This is a genomic window from Devosia sp. A16 (assembly GCF_001402915.1).
Classification (GTDB): domain Bacteria; phylum Pseudomonadota; class Alphaproteobacteria; order Rhizobiales; family Devosiaceae; genus Devosia_A.
Genome location: NZ_CP012945.1, coordinates 2,673,856 through 2,688,486, shown reverse-complemented (window position 1 = coordinate 2,688,486; position 14,631 = coordinate 2,673,856). Strand labels below are relative to the sequence as shown.

Sequence of the window (14,631 nt, the reverse complement as noted above, 5' to 3'; positions counted from 1 at the left end):
AGCATGCTGAAAGTCGAAAACGTCAAGAAGGCCTTTGGCCCGGTCACCGTCCTCGACGGGGTGAACCTGACGGTGAACCCGGGGGAAGTGGTGTCGATCCTGGGCTCGTCCGGTTCGGGCAAGTCGACGCTGATCCGCTGCATCAACGGGCTCGAAAAGCTCAATGCCGGCAAGATCACCGTCGACGATTTCGATGTGTCGAAGCCCAGGGAACTGGCCGAGGCGCGCAAGCGCAGCGGCACGGTGTTCCAGCTGTTCAACCTCTACCCGCACATGACGGCGCTGCAGAACATCACGCTCGCGCCGGTCGAGGTGCTGAAGCGGGGTAAGGCGGAGGCCGAGGCCGAAGGCCGGGCACTGCTCGCGCAGGTGGGCCTGGGCGATCGCGCCGACGCCTACCCGGCGCAGCTTTCGGGCGGACAGCGGCAGCGCGTCGGCATCTGCCGGGCGCTGGCGATGAAACCGCGTTACCTCTTGCTCGACGAAGTCACCAGCGCGCTCGACCCCGAGATGACTGCCGAAGTGCTCGATATCCTCGCCAAGCTCGCCAAGGACGGCACCACCATGGTGTTCGTCACGCACGAGATCGAGTTTGCGCGGCAGATCTCCAACCGCATCGTCTTTCTCGAAAAGGGCGTGCTGCTGGTCGACCTGCCGACCGACAAGTTCTTCGCCGACGATGGCGGCCTCGCACAGCCGCGCGTCGCGCAGTTTCTCTCCAAGATGCGGAAAGACTGACCATCATGTTGTTCATCGCCAATGCCGAAGGCTGGCCCGGCATCCCGACCACCGTCGAGATGCTGCGCGAGGGAACCGACAGCCTGACGGCCATGGTAGCCGGCATTTCCAGGGTCGAGGCCGAGACGAAGGTGCGCAGCGTCGGCCATGGCGGCTGGCCCAACATGCTGGGCGTGATGGAGTGCGATGCCGCGGTGATGGACGGCACGACGCGCAATGTCGGCAGCGTCGGCGCGGTGCCCGATACCATCCCGGTGGCCCGCCTCGCCCACGAGGTGATGAAGGCGCTGCCGCACGTCATGCTGACCGGCGCCGGGGCGCGCCGCTTCGCTACTGAAACCGGTTTCTCGGTCGACGACGTGCTGCTCGAGGATTCCAGGCGCGTCTGGTGGGAACGACTCGAACAGGAAATGACGCCCGAGCAGAAGGCGGCCTTCCCCAACACCCCGCTGGCGCCGCTCTTGAAGACCATCACCGACCCCGAGCGGGTGCGGGACACCACGGTGTATCTCAGCGCCGACGCGACGCGCGGCATTCACGCGGCGACCTCGACCTCCGGCTGGGCCTGGAAATATCCGGGCCGGCTGGGCGACAGCCCGATCCCCGGCGCCGGCTTCTACGCCGACAGCCGTTATGGCGCGGCCGCCTGCACCCACACCGGCGAGATGACGATGCGCTGTTCGACCAGCCGCACGATCGTCCTCGCCATGAAGCTCGGCTACTCGCTCAGCGACGCAGTCAAGCTCGCGGTCGACGAGCTCGATGAACTCACCGAGGGGTTCCTGGGCGGTGTGGTGATCCACGCCGTCGACGCCAAGGGAAACCACGAGGTGGTGAACTTCAGGTGCCAGGGCGAGATCCGCTACTGGCTCTGGGACGACTCGATGCCGGAGGCAGAACTCCGGGCAGCGAAGACTATCTGATCAAGGAGAGGAACAACCCATGAAGCGTATTCTGACTGCAATTGCCGCGCTGGCGCTCGTCGCCACCACGGCCGTTCCGGCCTTTGCCGGCATGCTCGACGACATCCGCGGCCGCAACGTGGTGCGCATCGGCGTGTCGCTGGGCGGCGAGCCGATCGGCTTCCGCGACGACCAGAACAACCCGGTCGGCTACGACGTCGACGTCGCCAACATGATCGCCACCAAACTCGGCGTGCCGGTGGAATTCACCGACGTGTCGGGCGACGCCCGCATCTCGATGCTGGTCTCGGGCCAGCTCGACATCGTTGTCGCCAACACCTCGGCGACGCTCGAGCGCGCCAAGTCGGTGAACTTCACCATTCCCTACAACCGTGCGGGACTGCGCATCATCGTCCAGGCCGACTCGGGCATCACCGACCTCGCCGGCCTCGCCGGCAAGAAGATCGTGGTCGGCCGCGGCACCACCGGCGAAACGTTCATCAAGACCGCCGTACCGACTGCCGAGCTGGTTTATGTCGACCAGTTCGCGCCCGACGGCGTGCTGCAGCTGCAGCAGAAGCGCGTCGACGCGGCGATCGAGGATTCGTCGCTGCTCGACTATCTCGCCACCAAGAACCCGAGCCTCGTGACCCTCCCGGGCCTCTATTCGAACGACCCGATCGGCATTGCCGTGGCCAAGGGCGATCCGGAATTCGTGCGCTGGCTCGACATGTTCGTGTCCGATTACATCCAGTCGGGCGCCTATGCGGCGAACTACAAGAAGTGGTGGGGCGAGACCGCCAACCCGCCGGCGCTGACCGCGCTCTGGTAAGACACCGGCCGGGCGGCGTCCTTCTCCCTTTGCCGCCGCCCATGCCGACTGCCGGGCCGTCCCCCAAGGCGGCCCGGAACCATTTGTGGGGGTGGTGGTGGCAGCCGCCATCTCCACTACCTCAGATATTTGCGCCACTCACCGGGTCACTCCCGCGAAAGCGGGAACCTCTGTTTTCCCGCCGGAGGCACCATCGCAAACGGAGGCCCCGCTTTCGCGGGGTGACACCGAGGATGGGGTGGACGCGGGTGGAAGACTTCAACTGGTCTTTCTCGGCACGAACCGCGTCGGGATCGTCACCGGGGCCTGGCCCGGCGTAAACGCCGTGGGATCGGCAAGGAAGCGGACCATCTGGCGCACGTAATCGGCCTTGTCGTAGCCGATGGACGAGATCGGGTAGGCATCGAAATCGGTGAGCGACAGGTTGTCGAAGCCGTAGAGCCGGAAGCGGGTCGGGCGGTTGCCCGGAAAGTCCTCGCGGCAGACGTCTAGAATGCCCATCGCCATGGCGTCGGAAGTGCAGAACACCGCGTCGGGGCAGTCGAAACCCGCCACCGCTGCCGCTGCGGCATGGCCGCTCTGATAGGAGTAGTCGCCCTGGACCGTCTGGACGAGATCTATGCCGTGCCGCTGAAACGCTGCGAGGTAAGAGGCTATGCGGGCTTCCTCGACCAGCGACGAGGCGCGTCCGGTGACCAGTGCCGCGGTCTTCACTCCGTGCTGCGCCGCATCGGCGACCGCCTGGCCGATGCCCATGGCCTCGTCGGGGATCACCGTCGGAGACAGCTGGTCGTGCCGGCCGTTGAGCATCACCACCAGGTCGGAGCGGAACATCCTGCGTACCGTTTCGGCATCGGCGAAATCGGAAAACACCAGCGCCGCATCGACATGATAGGCGACGCCCTGGCGCAGAAATTCTTCGACCTTGTCGACCGAGCCGACGCGGATGAGAATCACCTGCTTGCCGATGGCCTGGGTCTCGGCCAGCAACTGGTCGAACAGGTCGAGATCGGAGAGGTCGTGGATGTGGTTAACCACCACGGCCACGAGGTTGACCGTCTTGGTCGTGAGGCTCTGCGCCAAGAGGTTGACGCGGTAGCCGAGTTCGGCCGCCGCCTGCAGCACCCGCTCGCGCTTTTCCGCCGAAACCGGACGTTTTTCGGCCGACAGGGCGCGCGAGGCCACGGCGCGGGACACTCCGGCGAGAGCCGCGACATCGTCGATGGTGGGCGTCGCCTGCTGCCGGGCCTGTTCAACCATTGTCCGTCATCGCACCTTTCGCGCCGACCGAGTCGGGGGCGTTTGCCGAAGGTAGATGCCTGCTTGTTGGAAAGCACTCAACAGTGATGATTATCTGCTTCGATATTGGCGGTTCCGGGATCAAGGCGGCGCTGGCCCGCAGCGCTTCGGAACTGACCCCGCTCGGCCGCGTGCCGACGCCGCTCGACGATTTCGCCGCCTTCGTCGCCGCGATGCGTGGCGTGGTCGACCGGGCCGGCGCGCCGCAGGGCACGCCGATCGCCATCTCGATCACCGGGGTGGTCGATCCGGCCACCGAGGTCATCACCGTCGCCAACATCCCTTGCGCCGATGGCCGCAAGCTCGGCCCCGAACTCGCCATGGCGCTCGGCCGACCGGTATTCGTCGCCAACGATGCTGACTGCTTCGCGCTGGCCGAGGCGGTGGAAGGCGCCGGGCGTGGCCACCGCATCGTCTTCGGCGCCATCTTGGGCACCGGGGTGGGCGGCGGCATCGTGATCGACGGGCGGATCGTCAACGGCGCCGGCGGCTTTGCGGGCGAGTGGGGACACGGGCCGGTCGCCGCCACCTCCGCAGGCGAGCCGCCCGTCGCCATCCCGCGCTTTGCCTGCGGGTGCGGCCAGACCGGCTGCGTCGACACGGTCGGCGCGGCGCGCGGCACGGAGCGGCTGCACAAGCACCTCTTCGGCGTCGAGCTCCCCAGCACCGCCATCGTCGAAGCTTGGCTGGCCGGCGACGCCCGGGCGGCGCGCACCATCGAGGTGCAGATCGACCTGCTCGCCGGCCCGCTGGCGCTGGTGATCAATGTGGTCGGCGCCGGCATCGTCCCGGTCGGAGGCGGCCTTGGCAAAGTGCCCGAGTTCATCGCGCTGCTCGACAGAGCGGTGCGCCAGCGCATCCTGCGCCGGCTCGACGCGCCGCTGGTGGTGCCTTCGCGACTCACGCTAGAGCCCGGCCTCGTCGGGGCTGCGATCCTCGGTTTTGTGGAGAATGCCGCGTGACCCGTCGCCTGCTTGAAGTCTGCGTCGCCGATCCGCAGAGCCTCAAAGCCGCCATTGCCGGCGGCGGCGACCGGATCGAACTGTGTTCCGGGCTCGAACTGGGCGGGCTGACCCCGTCCGCCGGGCTGATGCGGCTCGCGGCGGCCGCGCCGATCCCGGTCTATGCCATTGTCCGGCCGCGCAGCGGCGACTTCGTCTCGGACGATGCCGATGTGGACGCCATGCTCGGCGACATCGACGCGATCCGCGCCGCCGGTCTTGCCGGCGTGGTGCTGGGCGCGTCGCGGCCGAACGGTGAGCTCGACCTCAAGGTGCTGGGCCGGCTGATGCAGCAGGCGGAGGGGCTCGGCTCGACGCTGCACCGCGCCATCGACCTGGTGCCGGATTTCGCCGAGGCGACGGAAGCGGCGTTCGCGCTGGGGTTCGAGCGCATCCTCACCTCGGGCGGCGTGCATGTGGCGCTCGACGGGGTCGACAACATCGCGACCGTGCTCGCCACGGCGCGTGGCCGGATCAAGGTCATGGCCGGCTCGGGGCTGACGCCCGACAATGTCGAAGCGCTGCTCGCCGCGGTCCCCGTCGACGAGGTGCACAGCTCATGCGCCTCACCGGGTCCGGCCAGCAGTGCCCCGGCGGTGCGGCTGGGCTTTGCCGCGGAAACCCGCCGGCGCACCGACCGGGCCGTGGTGCGGGCGTTCAAGGCGGCGCTGGCGCTTACATGAGATCCGGTGCGGGCTGCCCCCACCCCTGTCCCCTCCCCCTCAAACAGGGGGAGGGAGACGCCTGCACTGACATCCGTGTCTTGGTCCCCCTCCCCATTCTTAGGGGGAGGGGACAGGGGTGGGGGTCAGCCCGCACCGGCCCAAGAGGTCAAGGCTCACCCAAACAGCAAAATCCCCCATAGCCCGATGGCGCCGACGAAGATGCGCCAGTAGGCGAAGATGGCGAAGCCGTGCCGGGAGATGTAGTCGAGCAGGTACCGCACCACGAAGAATGCGGTGACGAAGGCGGCGGCGAAGCCGATGATCACCGCGGCGCCGAGTTCGGCGGTGATGAACTCGCGGCTCTTGTAGAGATCGTAGAGAAACGCCCCGCCCATGATCGGCATGGCGATGAAGAAGGTGAACTCGGCCGCCGAGCGCTTGTCGGTGCCGAGCAGCAGCGCGCCGACGATGGTCGAGCCCGAACGCGACACCCCGGGGATCAGCGCCAGCATCTGGAACAGCCCGATATAGAGGCAGAGCAGCGGCGGATAATTGTAGATATCGGTGTACTTCGGGGTGAGCTTGAGCTGGTCGACATAGAGCAGGATGATGCCGCCGACGATCAGCGAGACGCAGAACACTACCGGGGTCTCGTAGATTACCGTCTTGATGAAATCGTGCAGCAGCACGCCGGCGATGGCCGCCGGGAACGAGGCGAGGACGACCCCGAGAATGAAGCGCAGAGCCCCGGGTTTCCTGGCGATGGCATCTTTGGCGATGCCGAGCAGGCGCTGGAAATATACCACCAGGATGGCGAGGATGGCGCCCAACTGGATCAGCACCTCGAACACCCGGCCCGGACTGTTGAAGCCCAGGAAGTGCCCGGCCAGCAGGATATGGGCGGTCGAGGAGACCGGTAGGAATTCGGTAAGGCCCTCGATAATCCCAAGGATCAGCGGCACAAAAAGACCTTGATCGGCGTTCATCTGATCCCCTAACTCATCTCACCAGAAGGGCGGCAAGCGTCGCATCTAGCGCGATTTGCCCCGGCCCGCCAAGGATCGGCAAGGATCGTTTCACCGCATGCCCCGGTTGCTCCAGCACAGGCTAGACCCCTCCTCCCGCCTCGCCCGGCTGATGTTTGCCGAATACGGCGTCAGCGTCGACCTCGAGGACATCAAACCCTGGACGCGCGATCCCGGGCTGTTGGAGATCAACCCGGCAGCGACGGTGCCGATCCTGCTGGAGAACGGTGAACTGCCGGTGGTCGGCACCCTGGCGGTGATCCATGCGATCGAGGACCGCTATGTGCCGGCAGCGGTGGACGGGTTGTTCCCTACCCACGTGGCCGACCGCAACGAGATGTGGCGGCTGCTCGAATGGGTGCTGGTCAAGCTCAATGACGAGGTGACGCGCTACATTCTCGAGGAAAAGATCGTCAAGCGCGACCAGCGCGGCATGACCCCGGAACCCGGCGTGCTGCGGGTCGCCAAGGCCAACCTCGCCGAGCACCTGCACTATTTCAACTGGCTGTTCGCGACCCGGCACTGGATGGCGGGCAGCGCCATGACGCTCGCCGACTTCGCTCTCGCGGCGCACCTCTCCAGCCTCGATTACCTGGGCGACGTGCAATGGGACACCTCGCCGGAAACCCGGCAATGGTACGCCCGCATCAAGTCGCGCCCGGCCTTCCGCACGCTGCTCAACGATCGCGTCGTCGGCATGCCGGCCGCCGCGGGATATGCGGACTTGGACTTCTAGCCCCATCCCTGTGCTATCCTTGCGGCAGGTGTCGTTCCCCGCAGAGGCGGGAACCTCGGCTTTCCCGCGACGCCGCAAACGGAGATACCCGCTGTCGCGGGGATGACCCTGTGAGAGCAGCGCACGACCAGATCCCCCTCCTCGCCGAACTGCGGAACCGCGCCAGAGCCCTGGGTTTCGAAGCTTTCGGCGTGGCGCGCGCCGACGCACGCCCCGACCTGCCGGAAAAGCTCGACATCGCTCTCCAGCGCGACTGGCACGGCGAGATGGCGTGGATGGCCGAGACCGCCGAGCGACGCGGCTCGCCCGAGGCCTTGTGGCCGGAGGCACGGTCGGTGATCGTGGTCGGGATGAACTACGGGCCGGACAGCGACCCGATCGCCGACCTGAAGCAGCGCTCGGCGGGCAACATCTCGGTCTATGCCCGCAACCGCGACTACCACGACATCATCAAGGGCAAGCTCAAGGAGCTGGCGGGGCTGTTGAACCGCCGCACCGGCGCCGAAGTGAAGGTGTTCGTCGACACTGCCCCGGTGATGGAAAAGCCGCTGGGCGAGGCAGCGGGCATCGGCTGGCAGGGCAAGCATACGGTGCTGGTCAGTCGCGAGCACGGCTCGTGGCTGTTTCTCGGCGCCATCTTCACCGCCGCCGAGCTGCCGGCCGACGCGCCGCATGCCGAGAGCTGCGGCAGTTGTCGGCGCTGCCTCGATATCTGCCCCACCAGCGCCTTCCCGGCGCCGTTCCAGCTCGATGCCCGGCGCTGCCTCAGCTACCTCAATATCGAGCATCCCGGCCCGATCCCGCTGGAATTCCGCGCGCCGATGGGTAACCGCATCTATGGCTGCGACGATTGCCTCGCGGTCTGCCCGTGGAACAAGTTCGCCTCGGCGACCCATGAGATGAAACTCAGGGCCCGCGAGGAGCTCAAGTCGCCTGCCCTTGCCGATCTGGTGCAGCTCGACGATGCCGGCTTCCGCAGCCTGTTCGCCGGCTCGCCAATCAAGCGCATCGGGCATGCCCGGTTCCTGAGGAACGTGCTTATCGCCATCGGCAATTCCGGCGACTCGGCGTTGGCCCCGCTGGCCGAGGCGCGACTGCGCGACCCCGAGCCGCTGATCCGCGGCGCCGCGGTGTGGGCGGTCAGGCGGCTTGTGACGAAAGCGCGCGCGGACGCACTGGCGCTTGCGTTTTTGCCCGATGAAGGCGACATCAGCGTCCAGGCAGAGTGGAGCGCGGTCGTCCAGCCGGCGCGCGCAAACTAGAGTTACGTCCGAGATGCGCCTGTTCTTTTTCGGCATGGGATATTCTTCACGCGCCACTGCCCGCGCCCTGCACCTGCTGGCTGATCCCGAAATTCCTGTCGCCGGCACCACCCGCAGCGCCGAAGCCGCCGAGTCGGAAGCCGACTCGGCCTACCGCATCCACGTATTCGACGGCGAAGTGCCGGGCACGACGCTGAGCGAAGACCTGCGGGCGGCGACGCACGTCATCCTCTCGATCCCGCCGGACGAGCGCGGCGACGCAGCGCTGAACCTGCATCGCGCCGACCTCGACGCGGCGCCAAACCTCGAATGGATCGGCTATTTCTCCACGGTCGGAGTGTACGGCGATTTCGGCGGCGAATGGATCGATGAAGACGCGCCCACCCGCCCCATCAACATCCGCTCCAAGCAGCGGGTCGAGGCCGAGGCGGCATGGCGCGCCTACGCGAGGGAACGCGGGGTGCCGCTGTTCATCGTGCGGCTGGCCGGCATTTACGGGCCCGGCCGCTCGGCCTTCGACAAGCTGCGCGAAGGCACGGCGCGCCGGATCGTCAAGGCCGGGCAGGTGTTCAACCGCATTCATGTCGCCGATATCGGCCGCATCACGGCGCGCGCCGCGCTCAGCGACCTCGACGGCACCTACAACCTCGCCGATACCGAGCCGGCGCCACCGCAGGATCTGGTCACCTATGCCGCGCATATCATGGGGATCGAGCCGCCGCCCGAAGTGCCGTTCGAGACGGCCGAGATGACGCCGATGGCGCGGAGTTTTTATTCCGATAACAAGCGCGTTTCGTCGAAGAAAGTGCTGGCCGCGCTCGGCGCAGACCTGCTCTATCCGACTTATCGCGAAGGTCTCGACGCCATCTGGAAAGGCCGGCAATGAGCGCTCCAAAGCCTGCTGCTGCACCGCAGCGCGTGGTGCTGGAGGGCCGCTACGTGCGGCTCGAGCCGCTGACGATGGCGCACGCGCCGGACCTGTTCGAAGCTTCGAACGTCGTCGATGGCGACGAGCGTTTCGCCTATCTGGGCGACTATGCGCCCAAGGCGCAGGCCGACACCGAGGCGTTCATCCGGAGCGTCGAGGGTAAGGCCGACCCGATGCTGTTCGCCGTCATCGACAAATCGACCGGCAAGGCCGGTGGCCGCCAGGCGCTGATGCGCATCGTGCCGGAGCATGGCGTCATCGAGATCGGCTCGATCTACTGGGGACCGGCGATCGCCCGCACGCCGCGCGCCACCGAAGCGCTCTACCTGTTCGCCCGCCACATTTTCGATGAGCTCGGCTATCGCCGCTTCGAGTGGAAGTGCAACGACCGGAACGAACCGTCGAAGCGCGCCGCCAGACGCTTCGGCTTCAGCTACGAAGGTTTGTTCCGCCAGCACATGATCATGAAGGGCGAGAACCGCGATACGGCGTGGTTCTCGATGCTTGACAGCGAATGGCCGGCGAGGAAGGCCGAATTCGAGCGCTGGCTCGCTCCGGGCAATTTCGATGCGGACGGACGGCAGAGGACGCCGCTGAACGCGGCCTAGATCCCTAGCGGCTCCAGCGTTATGACGAAGGTGTCGCAGCCTTCGTTTTCGTCGGCGATCATCTGGCTGGCCAGTCGGTTGTTCGACGCAGTATCCAAGTCCGACTTGCTGTCCCAGATCGCATCCAACCGCGCCTCGAACCCAGGGCGATGCCAGATGCCCCCCTCAATGCGCCACACCACACGCCCTTTCCTAGTTGCCGTGGCGCACACTGCCCTTGCGGCCGCCGCGGTAAGGAATAGGGACGAGTTCGTGCTGCCCCAGAAGGTCATCTCGTCATCGACAAGTCCGCACATGCGCGCCTCCCGGCAGGATTTCCTGAAGTAAGCCAGCTAACCGGGCAGGCTGTCACCAGGAAAGCTGCGACCCGCATAGACTTCGAAAGTTAGCCAGCCGGTTTTGACGGCGGGATCGTCGAGCATCAGCGCACGGGTTTCCTCGACGCCGGTGGTAAAGAGCCCGATCCCCGCCATTTCGGTTTCGGTGGCGAGAGGTACCACCACGGCAAGCTGGCCGGCGGCGCGCAGCGCAAAATTGCGGCGGCCGTGTTCCCAGATGATGCTGCGGTCGCCCTCAGTCTGGTAGTTCGGGCCCTTCTTCAGCACCAGCACACTGTATGGGTGCGCTTTGCCCAGCATGTCGCGCATGTAATCGTCGGTGATCTCGGTCATTGCGGATTTCCCTCGTTATACCGAGGTTGGCGCGTCGGCAGCTAGAGCGCCAGCACCAATTGCTCGGGCGGCGCGGTGATTTCGCGTTCTACCGCTGCCTTCAGCAGCTCGAGGTCCTCCGGCCGGCTCAGGCGATGATCGCCATCGGGGATCAGGGTGAAGGTCACCGGGTCGGTGAGCAGGTGCTGCACCAGCCGCATGGCGTGCTCGCGCGGCACGTCAGGGTCCTTGCCACCCTGCAGGATGGTCACCGGCGCGCCGACATCGATGCCGCGACCGAACATCAGGTGATGCTGGTTGCCATCCTCGATCAGCCTCGCCGTATAGGGATATGGTTCGGTGGAATATTGCGAGGACCGCTGCACCACGCCGTCGCGCTTCAGCGCCGCCAGTTGCGCCTTCGTCATCCGCTTGGTCATCAGCTCGGCCGTGGCATCCACCGCCGGGGCGATCAGCACCAGCGCCTTGATCCGGTCGCCCTGCCCTTGCCGACGCAGCTGGCGCGCCAGCAGCAGCGCCAGCCAGCCGCCGAGCGAGGAGCCGACGATCACCTGCGGCCCGGAGGTCGTCGCGAACACCGCCAGCGATTCCTCGAGCCAGCGGCTTACCGTGCCATCGAGAAAATCGCCACCCGACAGGCCATTGCCGGAATGATCGAGGCGGGTGACGGCAAGCCCCTTTTCGGCGCCGAACGTATCGAGCGCAGTGGCCTTGGTGCCCCGCATGTCCGAGCGGTAGCCGTTGAGCCAGAAGATGCCGGGGGATCTGCCGGGGCGGCGCAGCATGGCGATGCGGCGCGCCGCGCTGCCTTCGCCCACCTCCAGATACTCAACCGCGGGTTCCATGCCTGCCGACTCCATCTCTCGGTTGCCGGCGTTTTGCCTTGCGTTAGCCTTCGCGGCAACAGTTTGTCACCAAACCGCGCCTCGGTGCTGTTTCTTGTCTCTGCCGGTGTTGACTTATGGCCGACGCAGCACGATTTTAGCCGCGATTTCCCGCCGCTCCGGTAACAATCGAAGGATCGCCTCCCATTCGTCGTCCCATGAGACCCGTCGCGCCCCAGAAAGATGGGCCGCAATCCAACGAAGATATCTCCTCCCCCGATGTCCAGCTGATCGATGCCGAAGGCGCCAACCGTGGCGTCGTGCGGACGCGTGAGGCCTTGGCCGAGGCGCAGGAGCAGGGACTCGATCTCGTCATCATTTCCCCGAATTCGGTCCCGCCGGTCGCCAAGATGCTCGATCTTGGGCGCTTCAAATATGCTGCCCAGAAGAAGGCCGCCGAGGCGCGCAAGAAGCAGAAGGTGATCGAGGTCAAGGAAATCCAGCTGCGTCCGAACATCGACACGCACGATTACGAGACCAAGATGAAGGCGGTGCACCGCTTCCTCGAGGACGGCGATCGGGTCAAGGTGACGATGCGCTTCCGCGGCCGCGAGATGGCGCACCAAGAACTGGGCATGCAGTTGCTGGTCAAGGTGCAGGCCGAGCTCGAGGACAAGGCCAAGGTCGAATCCGCGCCGCGCTCGGAAGGTCGCCAGATGGTGATGGTGCTGGCGCCGAAGTGAGGGCGACAGCAGCATGAGTTGAACAAGGGCGGCCTGCGGGTCGCCCTTTGTTTTTGGGGATTGAGCCGAAACAGACGGCCCCCTCCCGGCCTCCCCCATGAAGGGGGAGGTGAAGAGTCGAGGCTCGGTCTTCGGTCGTGCCTGACGCGCCGGCCGGCACCTCCCCCTTCATGGGGGAGGATGGGAGGGGGTCGTCTCTATCAGTCAGCGCGCCGCCACCCCACCACTCCAGCCAGCACCACCAGCAGCCAGCCGACGATCAGCCCGCCGCCACCGAGCGGCGCGGCCAGCGGGAACAGCGCCCCACCGAGCAACGAGCGCGCCGCGAGATCGCCGGCAAACAGCAGCAACCCGACGAGCAGAACGCCCCCCGCCGCAATAGCCATGCGCGTCGCCATGAGGCTCAGCCCGATCAGCACCGGTGCATGCAGCAAGAGGAAGTTTGCGGCGATGCCGAGGTTATCGTCGCCGGCATGGCTGGCGCGGGCGGCCGCGGCGACGCCAAGCGCGCCGCAAAGGCCAGCGGCGACCAGCAGCAGGCGGGAGGCGAGGGTAGGATTCGACATTGGCTGCTCCGGGCTGATCCGAGACTGTCGCAGCGTTACGCGCTGATTGCGATGACGATGCAAGCAGGGCGCCAGATGGCGCCCTGCTGCTATTCAGATCTCGGAGAAGAGCTGAGGCTTACGCGGCGAGCTTCAGCCAGGTCGGGGCGATGGCGGTGCCCTGGCCGAGGCCATAGCCGAAGCGGATGTTCAGCATGCCGACCGGCTCGACCAGGCGGGCGCCATCGAGGCCGCCGACCTTTTCGACCGCAAAGCCCGAGGCCGTCACCAGTTCGGCGACGGCATCGACCGCGGCGGCATCGTTGCCGGCAAGGAAGACCGGGACATTCTGGGTGGTGCTGACCGGGCTGTCGAACAGGCTCGCGAAGATGGTGTTGTAGCCCTTGACCAGTTTGGCCGAAGGCGCCGCGGCCTGCAGTTCCTCAGCCGCCGACGTGGTGTGACCGATGGCGAGGCCGGAGAAATCGGCCTTTATCGGGTTGGAGATGTCGACGACGATCTTGCCGTTGAGCGGCAGCTTGCCGGCGAGCTCGAGCGCGGCGCCATAGGGCAGCGCCAGGATGACGATGTCGGCGGCGAGGACGGCGTTCTTGTAGTCGGTGACGGAAGCGCCGACCGAGGTGGCGAAGTCGGCGGCGGCGGCCGGGTTGGAGGCGCCGAGGACCAGCTGCGTCTTGCCGCTCAGGCGCTTGGCGAGACCCTTGCCCATATTGCCGAGACCGAGAATTGCGGTGGTGGTCATTGGAGAAAACTCCCTGCTGCGATTGCGATGCCCTCTATCTACGCCCGGGTCGGAAGGTATAGAATTACCGCCGATTGCGCTTCACTGTTGCGCCGGAGTATCGAATGGCCGAGCTCAGCAACCTCGAAACCTTCGTTGCAACGGTCAAGGCCGGGAGCTTTGCCGGGGCGGCGCGGCTGCTCGGCATCTCGCCCGCCATGGTCGGCCGCCGCATCCAGGCGCTGGAGGAAGATCATGGCGCCCGGCTGATCGAGCGCACCACGCGGGCACAGCGGCTGACGGAACTGGGCGAGAGCTTCTTTGCCCAGGCCGAGACGGTGCTCGAGGCGGTGGCCGAGCTCGATGACCTCACCCGGACCGAACCCGGCAAACTCTCGGGCCGCATTCGCGCCACGGGTCCTGCGACGCTCGGCATCCATCGGCTTGCCGGCATCGTGGCGCGGTTCTGCGAAGAGAACCCCGCCGTGACAGTCGAGCTCAGTCTCAACGATCGCCGCGCCGACCTGATTGCCGAGGGCTTTGACGTCGCCATCCGGGTCGGTGAGTTGCAGGCCTCGACGATGATCGCCCGCCGCATCGGCACCTATCGCTTCCGCTGCGTCGCCTCGCCGGCCTACGCGGCGGCGTTCGGGCTGCCGGCGACGCCGGACGAACTCCGGCAGCACCGCTGCATCCTCAACCTCAACATGAGCCCGCGCAACCGCTGGCCGTTCATCGGCCCGGGCGGCACCGCGCTGATCGCCGAGGTCGAGGGCGGGCTGCAGATCGACAATGGCGAGGCGCAACTGGCGGCGGCGCTGGAAGGCGCCGGCATCGTCTACCTGCCCGTGGACCTCGTCACCGAGCCGCTCCGCACCGGCCGGCTGGTCGAGGTGCTGCCGCACTGGCAGCGCATGACGCTGCCGATCCACCTGGTCTATCCGTCGCGCCGGCTGGTGCCCCGCCGATTGAGCGCTTTCATGGAAGCGATCGCCAGCGGCCTCAAGGACAGCTCGGCCTGAGCCAATACTGTTCTTCGTGCCCGAAGAACTGTTCTCGGTAACCACACCTGAATCGGACCGGTCGCAATACTGGCCCGATGCAGCGCAT

18 protein-coding genes are annotated in these 14,631 nt (G+C 66.5%); 11 read left to right on the top strand and 7 right to left on the bottom strand.

Annotated elements, in window-relative coordinates; translation table 11 throughout:
• Positions 1 to 3 precede the first annotated feature (3 nt).
• Genes APS40_RS13110 through APS40_RS13100 form a run of 3 tightly spaced genes read left to right on the top strand, consistent with a single transcriptional unit; the run spans position 4 to position 2,472 of the window.
• Positions 4 to 738, top strand: coding sequence for an amino acid ABC transporter ATP-binding protein (locus tag APS40_RS13110; protein WP_055047477.1), 735 nt, complete (start codon positions 4 to 6; stop codon positions 736 to 738).
• A 5-nt stretch (positions 739 to 743) separates the two neighbouring features.
• Positions 744 to 1,661, top strand: coding sequence for an isoaspartyl peptidase/L-asparaginase (locus APS40_RS13105; RefSeq protein WP_055047476.1), 918 nt, complete (start codon positions 744 to 746; stop codon positions 1,659 to 1,661).
• Positions 1,662 to 1,680: 19 nt separating this feature from the next.
• Positions 1,681 to 2,472: a transporter substrate-binding domain-containing protein gene (locus APS40_RS13100; protein WP_055047475.1), complete on the top strand. Its 792-nt coding sequence runs from the start codon at positions 1,681 to 1,683 to the stop codon at positions 2,470 to 2,472.
• Positions 2,473 to 2,730: 258 nt separating this feature from the next.
• On the opposite strand, the gene APS40_RS13095 is transcribed toward APS40_RS13100, so the two are convergent.
• On the bottom strand, positions 2,731 to 3,732 hold the full coding sequence (locus APS40_RS13095) for a LacI family DNA-binding transcriptional regulator (RefSeq protein ID WP_055047474.1): 1,002 nt from the start codon (positions 3,730 to 3,732) through the stop codon (positions 2,731 to 2,733).
• Between the two features lie 86 nt (positions 3,733 to 3,818).
• On the opposite strand from APS40_RS13095, the gene APS40_RS13090 reads away from it, so the two are divergent.
• Together APS40_RS13090 and APS40_RS13085 are read left to right on the top strand one after the other, a co-directional pair.
• Positions 3,819 to 4,733 (top strand): ROK family protein, encoded by a 915-nt coding sequence (locus tag APS40_RS13090; RefSeq protein ID WP_055047473.1) that lies wholly within the window; start codon positions 3,819 to 3,821, stop codon positions 4,731 to 4,733.
• The gene (locus APS40_RS13085) at positions 4,730 to 5,455 is read left to right on the top strand and encodes a copper homeostasis protein CutC (RefSeq protein WP_055047472.1); all 726 of its coding nucleotides are present in this window, start codon (positions 4,730 to 4,732) and stop codon (positions 5,453 to 5,455) included. Before APS40_RS13090 ends, APS40_RS13085 begins: the two co-directional genes overlap by 4 nt.
• 155 nt (positions 5,456 to 5,610) lie before the next feature.
• Here the strand turns inward: APS40_RS13085 and APS40_RS13080 are convergent, their stop codons facing one another.
• Positions 5,611 to 6,423 (bottom strand): undecaprenyl-diphosphate phosphatase, encoded by an 813-nt coding sequence (locus APS40_RS13080; protein ID WP_055047471.1) that lies wholly within the window; start codon positions 6,421 to 6,423, stop codon positions 5,611 to 5,613.
• 97 nt (positions 6,424 to 6,520) lie between these two features.
• Here APS40_RS13080 and APS40_RS13075 point away from each other — a divergent pair, with 97 nt between their 5' ends.
• The 4 genes from APS40_RS13075 (at position 6,521) to APS40_RS13060 (ending at position 9,996) form a co-directional block, all read left to right on the top strand.
• Entirely contained in the window at positions 6,521 to 7,198 is a 678-nt protein-coding gene (locus APS40_RS13075; RefSeq protein ID WP_082434379.1) for a glutathione S-transferase family protein, read from the top strand.
• A gap of 110 nt (positions 7,199 to 7,308) precedes the next feature.
• The gene (gene queG, locus APS40_RS13070; protein ID WP_055047469.1) at positions 7,309 to 8,460 is read left to right on the top strand and encodes a tRNA epoxyqueuosine(34) reductase QueG; all 1,152 of its coding nucleotides are present in this window, start codon (positions 7,309 to 7,311) and stop codon (positions 8,458 to 8,460) included.
• Positions 8,461 to 8,473: 13 nt separating this feature from the next.
• Entirely contained in the window at positions 8,474 to 9,346 is an 873-nt protein-coding gene (locus APS40_RS13065) for an NAD-dependent epimerase/dehydratase family protein (RefSeq protein WP_055047468.1), read from the top strand.
• Positions 9,343 to 9,996 carry a GNAT family N-acetyltransferase gene (locus APS40_RS13060; protein WP_055047467.1) on the top strand — a complete coding sequence of 218 codons (654 nt, stop codon included), beginning with the start codon at positions 9,343 to 9,345 and terminating at the stop codon, positions 9,994 to 9,996. Before APS40_RS13065 ends, APS40_RS13060 begins: the two co-directional genes overlap by 4 nt.
• Here APS40_RS13060 and APS40_RS13055 read toward each other — a convergent pair.
• The 3 genes from APS40_RS13055 to APS40_RS13045 are packed head-to-tail and all read right to left on the bottom strand — an operon-like array spanning position 9,993 to position 11,512.
• Entirely contained in the window at positions 9,993 to 10,292 is a 300-nt protein-coding gene (locus APS40_RS13055) for a hypothetical protein (protein WP_055047466.1), read from the bottom strand. The genes APS40_RS13060 and APS40_RS13055 overlap by 4 nt on opposite strands.
• A 36-nt stretch (positions 10,293 to 10,328) precedes the next feature.
• Positions 10,329 to 10,667, bottom strand: coding sequence for a hypothetical protein (locus APS40_RS13050; RefSeq protein ID WP_055047465.1), 339 nt, complete (start codon positions 10,665 to 10,667; stop codon positions 10,329 to 10,331).
• A 41-nt stretch (positions 10,668 to 10,708) separates the two neighbouring features.
• Positions 10,709 to 11,512, bottom strand: a complete 804-nt coding sequence (locus APS40_RS13045) for an alpha/beta fold hydrolase (RefSeq protein WP_236884101.1) — start codon at positions 11,510 to 11,512, stop codon at positions 10,709 to 10,711.
• Positions 11,513 to 11,697: 185 nt separating this feature from the next.
• Between APS40_RS13045 and infC the strand changes: the two genes are divergently transcribed.
• Positions 11,698 to 12,234: a translation initiation factor IF-3 gene (gene infC / locus APS40_RS13040; RefSeq protein WP_197279522.1), complete on the top strand. Its 537-nt coding sequence runs from the start codon at positions 11,698 to 11,700 to the stop codon at positions 12,232 to 12,234.
• A gap of 200 nt (positions 12,235 to 12,434) precedes the next feature.
• Here infC and APS40_RS13035 read toward each other — a convergent pair whose 3' ends face one another.
• Complete coding sequence (locus tag APS40_RS13035) at positions 12,435 to 12,800, bottom strand: DUF423 domain-containing protein (protein WP_055047462.1); 366 nt, start codon at positions 12,798 to 12,800, stop codon at positions 12,435 to 12,437.
• A 118-nt stretch (positions 12,801 to 12,918) separates the two neighbouring features.
• The gene (locus tag APS40_RS13030; protein WP_055047461.1) at positions 12,919 to 13,542 is read right to left on the bottom strand and encodes an NADPH-dependent F420 reductase; all 624 of its coding nucleotides are present in this window, start codon (positions 13,540 to 13,542) and stop codon (positions 12,919 to 12,921) included.
• 104 nt (positions 13,543 to 13,646) lie between these two features.
• Here APS40_RS13030 and APS40_RS13025 point away from each other — a divergent pair, with 104 nt between their 5' ends.
• Positions 13,647 to 14,543: a LysR family transcriptional regulator gene (locus APS40_RS13025; protein ID WP_055047460.1), complete on the top strand. Its 897-nt coding sequence runs from the start codon at positions 13,647 to 13,649 to the stop codon at positions 14,541 to 14,543.
• The last annotated feature ends 88 nt before the right edge of the window (positions 14,544 to 14,631 follow it).